This is a genomic window from Brevundimonas sp. UBA7838 (genome assembly GCF_002500885.1).
In the GTDB taxonomy this organism is placed as follows: domain Bacteria; phylum Pseudomonadota; class Alphaproteobacteria; order Caulobacterales; family Caulobacteraceae; genus Brevundimonas; species Brevundimonas vesicularis_C.
On the sequence record NZ_DLTK01000095.1, the window covers coordinates 93,503 to 100,611 of the forward strand.

The window sequence follows — 7,109 nt, forward strand, 5'->3', positions numbered from 1 at the left end:
TGTCGGGTTGGCGAAGCCAGTCGTCCAATGTTTCCTTCAGGTCTTGGGACTGAATCGCTCACCAATCCGCTCTGCAAGCGCCCGAACCGGATCGTCGCTCAGATGGGCATACCGTTCCGTGGCGCGACTGTTGGCGTGTCCCAGCGCCTTGCCGATCATCGGGAGACTGGCCCCGTCCGCCAGGGCGAAGCTTGCGAAACTGTGGCGCAGGTCGTGGATGCGGACGCCTTCCAGCTTGGCTTTCGGGAGCACCTTGTCGCGCCAGATCTTGGACTCGGAGGTCGCATATCCGTTGTCGCCCTTGGTGGCCGGAAAGACAAACTGGCTTCGACCGCGGGTCTTGTAGAGACGCTGCAGGATTCCGAAGGCCATGTCGTTGAGCGAGATCCGACGATCCCCCGTGCGACCGCCCGCCTTGGTGCGGCTCGGCGGTAGCACGAGCCGGCGCCGGTCAAAGTCGACCTCCGTCCACCGCAGGCCCGCGATCTCGTTGCGGCGCGCGCCTGTCAGAAGCAGAAGCCGATAGACCGCGCCCTGCCGTTCGGAGATCGTCGCATCCGCCTCCAGGGCGTCGAGTGCGGCGATCAAACCCTGAGCCTGGGACTCGGACAGGAAGCGTTCGACCGCCGGTCGGAGCTTTCGTTCGACCTTCGCGCACGGGTTCGGGCCGGCGAAATGCCCCTTGTCGATCGCCCAGTTGAAGGTCGCGCGCAGGGTGGAATAGGTCCGGTCCGCGATACCCGCCCCGCCCTTGACGATGGATCGACCACGAAGTTTGGTCTTCACATCCTTGGCGGTCTTCCCGGCCGTGATCGATCGGATCATCCCGGTGATGTGGTCGCGGGTGACCGTATCAAGCGCCATCTTGCCGAGCAGGGGAACGACGTGGCGCTCGAGGTTCGTCCGGTCCATGGCCCATGACGAGTCCCGTTTGGTCGGTTTGTCGTCCGGCCCTTTCTCCAGATACAACTCGACCAAGCCTTTGATGGTGAGACCCTCGATGCGCCTGCGTGCTTCGCCGGGATCGATGCCGCGCCGCGCATCGACCACCACCGACGCCGCCTCCTTGCGAGCCCGATCCGCCGTGAGCTTGTCCGGCCCATCCCCATGCTCGCCGAGCGTCAGCCAGCGCTGGATCCCGCGGACCCGATACTTGATGGCGAACATCCTTCGGACAGGCTTGGCGGCATGGCCCTGTCGGGTTTCGGTCCCAGGATAGATTCGAAGACAGAAGCCTGCGATCTCGCTGTCCCAGATTCGACCCTCGCCGATCTCCGGAACGGGCGCGCTCTCAACCACTCGCTTGGTTAGTTTTTGCTTCGTCATGGCGATAGAAATATACGCTCATTTCCGAGCCACCGCTACCACTCCGCTACCAACTCAAGTGAAACCGTGCGAAACGCTCCGTAACCGGATAAACAAGAAAACCTATGTAAAACAATATGAAAAGCTGTTTTTTGGAACGTCCTGAAAAGCCCGGAAATGCTGATCCCCAACATTGCCAAGGTTGGGGTCGAGAGTTCGAATCTCTTCGCCCGCTCCAAGTCGAGACGAATAAAATCAGGGGCCTGTCGGTTGCGGCAGGCCCCGATTTTTTGCCCGCTGCCTGAGATGTCGTCAGATCAGTCCAGCGGCGAGCGTCAGCACGCCAAGGCCGATCGACAGCGGCGCCCGCAGCGCCAGCCAGCCCTCGGGCGTCAGTCCCGCCGCCTTCAGCTTCAGATCGACCAGAACGCTGGCGGCGATGAAGACGCCCAGCACGACCAGCGACGCGGCGGGGTCGGAACCCGCCGCCCAAACGACGCTGGTCACCAGCGCGAGAAGCGAGGGCGCTACAGAGGCGATCCAGACCCAATTGGGCGCCTTCAGGCCCGTCGCGGCCGCCAGTCCCCACCAGACGCCGCCCAGGAAGCTGAAGATCAGGGCGGCGTAGGCATAGGCCAGGCCGAGGGCGGCGGTTTTCTGGTCCGCGTCGCCCGCAAGAAGGACGGCGACCGCCGCCGCCTGGGGCAACAGACCGGCGAAACCCAGGATGCGGGCGACCGGCGGCAAGCGATGTCGGCCGGTGGATTCAATCGTCATCGGACACCTGTCGAGGCGGGTTGCGATCCAGACTGTAGAGGACGGCCGTATAGGATGGCGAGCCCGTTCGCCGTCGCCGAGAGCCTTGGACCGTCATGACCCCCTTGCTTGTCTGGTACGATGGCGGCTGTCCCCTGTGCCGACGCGAGATCGCCCTGATGCGGCGGCTTGATCGACGCGGCGCGATCCGCTTCGTCGATGTGTCGGACGGTCAAACGACGTGCCCGCTGGATCGCGAGGCGCTGTTGGCGCGATTCCATGCGACGGAAAACGGAAGGCTGCTGTCGGGCGCGGCGGCGTTCGCGGCGATGTGGCGGGCTATTCCGCTGTTGCGCCCACTGGGCCTGGCCGCACGCATCCCCTGGGTCCTTGCGGCGTTGGAGGGAGGGTACCGGGTGTTTCTGCGCCTGCGTCCTCGACTTCAGTCTCTCGCTCGCAAATGGTCCCGGTGATGGAAATAACGCATGTCCGTGCTTAGGCTGGTGCTGGGCGATCAGCTGTCGGACGACCTGTCGGCGCTGAAGGATCTGAACCCGGACGTCGATACGGTTCTGATGGCCGAGGTTCGCGTCGAGGCGACCTATGTCCGGCATCACAAGCAGAAGCTGGCCCTAGTCTTCGCCGCCATGCGCAATCACGCCGAGCGGCTGAAGGGGCGGGGCGTCAATGTGCGCTATGTGCGGATCGACGATGCTGACAACAGCGGCTCGATCACCGGCGAACTGGCCCGGGCGTTGGACGACGGCGCCCATGAGGCGGTGGTGATGACCGAATGCGGCGAGTGGCGGCTGGCCGAGCATCTGGCCGCCTTTGCGCAAGGGGCGGGGCTGCCGGTCGAGATTCGCGAGGATCGCCGCTTCATCAGCAGCCACGACCGTTTTCGTCGCTGGGCCTCGGGCAAGTCGCAGCTGCGCATGGAGTTCTTCTATCGCGAGATGCGCCGCGCGACGGGCATACTGATGGACGGCGATCAGCCGGAGGGCGGGCGCTGGAACTATGACGCCGAGAACCGCAAGAAGCTGGCCAAGGGCGTGACGCCGCCCGATCGCCTGCGCATCCCGCCCAACGCCGTGGCGCGCGAGGCGATGGCGGATGTCGAGCGGCTGTTCGGCGACCATTTCGGATCGCTGGACGGGTTCGGCTGGGCCACGACGGCGCAGGAGGCGGAAGCTTCGCTGAAGCACTTCCTGAAGGACGTCCTGCCGTCGTTCGGGGACTGGCAGGATGCGATGGCGGAGGGTCAGCCGTGGATGTGGCACGGGCTTATCTCGACGTCGATCAACCTGGGCCTGCTGGACCCGCTGGATGTCTGCAAACGCGCCGAGGCGGTCTATCGGGCGGGCAAGGCGCCGCTGAATGCGGTCGAAGGCTTCATCCGGCAAATCCTGGGATGGCGCGAGTTCGTGCGCGGCATCTACTGGCTGAAGGCGCCGGAGTATCGGGCGCGCAACTTCCTGGATGCGGACCGCAAGCTGCCCTGGTTCTACTGGTCCGGCGAGACCGACTTGGCCTGTGTCGCCGACGTGGTGAAGACCACGCGCGACAACGCCTACGCTCACCATATCCAGCGGCTGATGGTGACAGGCAATCTGGCCTTGCTGCTGGGCGTGCATCCCGATCAGGTCGATGACTGGTACATGTGCGTCTATGCCGACGCCTATGAATGGGTCGAGATGCCCAATACGCGCGGCATGGCCCTGTTCGCCGACGGCGGCATCGTGGGGTCCAAACCCTATGCGGCGTCGGGGGCCTATATCGACCGGATGAGCGATTATTGCGGGGCGTGTCGCTATGACGTGAAGAGCAAGAGCGGCGACGCGGCCTGTCCGTTCAATCGGCTGTACTGGGGCTTTCTGGAGCGCAATCGCGGCCGGCTGCGGGACAATGTGCGGCTGGCCATGCCCTACCGCACGCTGGAGAAGTTCGGAGAGGCCAAGCGCAAGGCCCTGGCGGCCGAGGCGGAGGCGTGCCGGACGCTGCTGGGTGCGACGCCGATCGATTGACTGTGGAACCCCAGGCGCAGCGCGACCATTTGCCTTGCTGTTTCGTCCTGCTCGAAGAGGCCGCCGCCGTGATCCTGCCCCGCCGTTCCGCCCTTGTCCTGGCCGCCGCCGTCGCGGCCTCGGCCCTGTCCGCCTGCGCCTATAACGAGGCCCTGGGCCGCAATCAGTTGCTGTTAGTGGACAACGCCGCCCTGTCGCAGCAATCGACCGCGGCCTGGCGAGAAGCTATCGCCAAGCCAGGCGTGATGACGGCCGGCGCCCAGGTCGACCGGATCCGGCGCGTCGGCGACCGTCTGGTCCAGGCGGCGGGTCTGGGCAATCGGACATGGGACTATGCGGTGTTCACGGAGGCCAGCCCCAACGCCTTCGTCCTGCCGTCCGGCCAGATCGGCGTGACGACCAGCCTGTTGGCCCTGGTCCAGAACGACGACCAGCTGGCCAGCGTGATCGGTCACGAAATCGGGCACGTCGTCGCCAACCATGCGGCCGAGCGCGCCTCGAACCAGACGGTGACCAGCGTCGGTCTGGCCGCTGTCGGCGGGGCGGCGGGTCGCTATGGCGATGCGGTCAACGCCTATGGCGGTCTGGCCGCCCAGTACGGGCTGTTGCTGCCCTATTCGCGGCGCGACGAGCTGGAGGCCGACCGTCTGGGCGTGGACTATATGGCCGGAGCCGGGTTCAAGCCGTCGCAGGCGGTGGCGCTATGGCGACTGATGGCGGCGCAGCGTCAGACCCAGACGCCGCAGTTCGCTTCGACCCACCCGTCGGATGCGACCCGGATCGAGGCGTTGCAGCAATATATCGCCAACCGCGGCTGGAACTGATCAGACCCGGATGTCGAGGTAGGAGCCGGGGCGCATGATCCGCGGCTCCTCGCGCTGGGCCGGGGCGGGGGGCGCCTCCACCGGCCGGGCCGGGTTGGCGGTTCGGATCGTGGACATGACGGCGGCGGCCGGGACCGGCGGCTTGGGCGCCGCAGTCTGCTCCACCGCGTTCTGGTTGAGGGCAGCGCGGAAGAAGGCCGCCTGGGCGCTGCGGGCGCTCGGCAGATCAAGGCCCTGGGCGGGCGTGTTCAGCGGCAGGCCAGGACGAATCGCGCTCATGCCGACATGGTTAACGGAAACCCTCGAAAAAGGGTTAACGCGGCCTCACTGCTTGGTCGGCGCGGGACGCGGCGGGGCCTGCACGGAGGCGACCAGTCGGTCGATGTCGGCGTCGTCTAGCAGGGGGCCGGACTGTTTGGCGGTGATGCGCCCCATGGCGTCGACGGCGAAGGTCTCGGGCACGCCGGAGATGCCGAGGTCGAGGCCCGCACGACCCTCGCGGTCCACCAGCACCATGGAATAGGGGTCGCCCAGTTCGTCGAGGAAGGCGCGGGTGGCGACCGGCTCGTCCTTGTAGGCGATGCCGACCACGGCGACGCCGCGCGCCTTCAGCGCCAGCAGCTTGGGATGTTCGATCCGGCACGGCGCGCACCAGGAGGCGAACACATTGACCAGCATGGGCCGGCCGACGCCGGCGGTCTTCAGGTCCAGATTGCCCGGTCCCGCCTGGTCGCCCGACAGCAGGGGCAGGACCGTCTCGGGGATGGTCTGGCCGACCAGGGCGTCGGGCTTGAACGCCGGATCGCGCTTCAGCGACCAGCCGACGAACAAGGCCGCCAGCGCCGCGAGGACCGCCAGCGGGATCAGGGCCAGCCAGCGGTTCATTTCTCTTGTCCAAACGCGCTTCGCGCTGCTTGAGGACGGTAGGAATCCGCCGCTTCTGACGAGGGCGCCTGCTCGGGCCCCAGTCGCGCCAGTTCGCGCTTCCATTTGCGGGAGGCGACGACGGCGCGGGCGGTCAGGGCGGTCAGGACAAGGGCGCTGACGCCCCAGGCGGGCCAGACGAAGGCGGCGTAGGGGGTCATGTCGAGGTCGAGCATCTTACGCCTCCTGAGCCGAACGGGCGCGCAGGGTCATGACGCGGCGGCGGCGGATCTCGGTGCGGATGGCCGTCAGCCACAGGGCGAGGAACAGCACCCCATAGGCCGCCAGCATGGTCAGGAACGGCGGCAGATAGACGGGGTCCAGGCCCGACGATCCGGGCGTCAGGAAGCTGGCGGGCTGATGCAGGGTGTTCCACCAGTCGACCGAAAACTTGACGATCGGCAGGTTGATCAGGCCGACGAGGCCCAGGACGGCGGCGGCGCGCCCGGCCTTCTGCTCGTCGTCGATCGAGGCCCGCAGCGCCATATAGCCGAGGTAGAAGAGGAACAGGACCAGCACGCTGGTCAGGCGCGCGTCCCACACCCACCAGGTCCCCCACATCGGCTGCCCCCACAGCGAGCCGGTAAACAGGGCGAGCGCCGTGAAGGCCGCGCCCGGCAGGGCGGCGGCGCGGGCGGCGGCGTCGGCCAGGGCATGACGGAAGACGAGCGCAAAGAAGCTGGAGACGCCCAGCGCCGCATAGGCGCCCAGGCCCAGAGTGGCGGCGGGGACGTGGACGAACATGATCCGCACCGTATCGCCCTGCTGATAATCGGCCGGGACGGAGAAGCTGAGCCAGGCGCCGACGCCCAGCAGCACGGCGGCGAGGCCCCACAGAACGGGCGTCAACGGGCCGGTGAAGGCCATGAAGCGCTGCGGATTGGACAGGCCGAACATCGGTTCAGCGCTTACGCAACGAATGGACGGCGGGCAAGCTCACCCTTGCGCGTTGCGAACGGCGGCGGCCCCGGCGAAGGGCGCGACGACGGCGGCGAACAGGACGTAGGCGCAGAGCAGAGCCAGCGCCGGGCCGATCGGCTGACCCGATCCGGCGCGTTCCAGGGCGCCGGCGCCGAAGACGACAGGGGGAATAAACAGCGGCAGGACGACCACGGCGATCAGCAGGCCGCCGCGTTTGGCGCTTAACGCAAGAGCGGCGCCCAGCGCCCCGGTGAAGGCGAAGCCCGCGCCGCCGATCAGGGCCGTCAGGGCGACGAGCGGCGTCAGCGACGCCGGCAGCCCCAGGGCCAGGGCGGCGACGGGCGCGGTCAGGGCG

General features: G+C 67.2%; 10 protein-coding genes. 3 read left to right on the plus strand and 7 right to left on the minus strand.

Translation table 11 applies throughout. The annotated features are described in order from the left end of the window. Window positions 1-36: 36 nt before the first annotated feature. Window positions 37-1,326, minus strand: a complete 1,290-nt coding sequence (locus tag B3T77_RS08745) for a tyrosine-type recombinase/integrase (protein ID WP_183197774.1) — start codon at window positions 1,324-1,326, stop codon at window positions 37-39. A gap of 291 nt (window positions 1,327-1,617) precedes the next feature. Next, window positions 1,618-2,082: a DUF3429 domain-containing protein gene (locus tag B3T77_RS08750; protein ID WP_292078902.1), complete on the minus strand. Its 465-nt coding sequence runs from the start codon at window positions 2,080-2,082 to the stop codon at window positions 1,618-1,620. A 95-nt stretch (window positions 2,083-2,177) separates the two neighbouring features. Here B3T77_RS08750 and B3T77_RS08755 point away from each other — a divergent pair, with 95 nt between their 5' ends. From B3T77_RS08755 to B3T77_RS08765, 3 genes are all read left to right on the plus strand, one after another. Then, a complete protein-coding gene (locus tag B3T77_RS08755) occupies window positions 2,178-2,534 on the plus strand; it encodes a thiol-disulfide oxidoreductase DCC family protein (RefSeq protein ID WP_292078903.1) in 357 nt (118 codons plus the stop codon). 12 nt (window positions 2,535-2,546) lie between these two features. Next, window positions 2,547-4,085 carry a cryptochrome/photolyase family protein gene (locus B3T77_RS08760; protein WP_292078905.1) on the plus strand — a complete coding sequence of 513 codons (1,539 nt, stop codon included), beginning with the start codon at window positions 2,547-2,549 and terminating at the stop codon, window positions 4,083-4,085. 68 nt (window positions 4,086-4,153) lie between these two features. Beyond that, window positions 4,154-4,909: a M48 family metallopeptidase gene (locus B3T77_RS08765; RefSeq protein ID WP_409514539.1), complete on the plus strand. Its 756-nt coding sequence runs from the start codon at window positions 4,154-4,156 to the stop codon at window positions 4,907-4,909. Here B3T77_RS08765 and B3T77_RS08770 read toward each other — a convergent pair whose 3' ends face one another. From B3T77_RS08770 to B3T77_RS08790, 5 genes are all read right to left on the minus strand, one after another. Continuing rightward, complete coding sequence (locus B3T77_RS08770; protein ID WP_066553196.1) at window positions 4,910-5,188, minus strand: hypothetical protein; 279 nt, start codon at window positions 5,186-5,188, stop codon at window positions 4,910-4,912. Window positions 5,189-5,233: 45 nt separating this feature from the next. Next, the gene (locus B3T77_RS08775; RefSeq protein WP_292078907.1) at window positions 5,234-5,794 is read right to left on the minus strand and encodes a DsbE family thiol:disulfide interchange protein; all 561 of its coding nucleotides are present in this window, start codon (window positions 5,792-5,794) and stop codon (window positions 5,234-5,236) included. Beyond that, the gene (gene ccmD / locus B3T77_RS08780; protein WP_292078908.1) at window positions 5,791-6,009 is read right to left on the minus strand and encodes a heme exporter protein CcmD; all 219 of its coding nucleotides are present in this window, start codon (window positions 6,007-6,009) and stop codon (window positions 5,791-5,793) included. The genes B3T77_RS08775 and ccmD overlap by 4 nt, the downstream gene beginning before the upstream one ends. Before the next feature lies 1 nt (window position 6,010). Continuing rightward, on the minus strand, window positions 6,011-6,730 hold the full coding sequence (locus tag B3T77_RS08785; RefSeq protein ID WP_292078909.1) for a heme ABC transporter permease: 720 nt from the start codon (window positions 6,728-6,730) through the stop codon (window positions 6,011-6,013). A 39-nt stretch (window positions 6,731-6,769) separates the two neighbouring features. After that, the coding region (locus tag B3T77_RS08790) for a heme exporter protein CcmB (RefSeq protein WP_292078910.1) at window positions 6,770-7,109 on the minus strand (340 nt) is incomplete at its 5' end.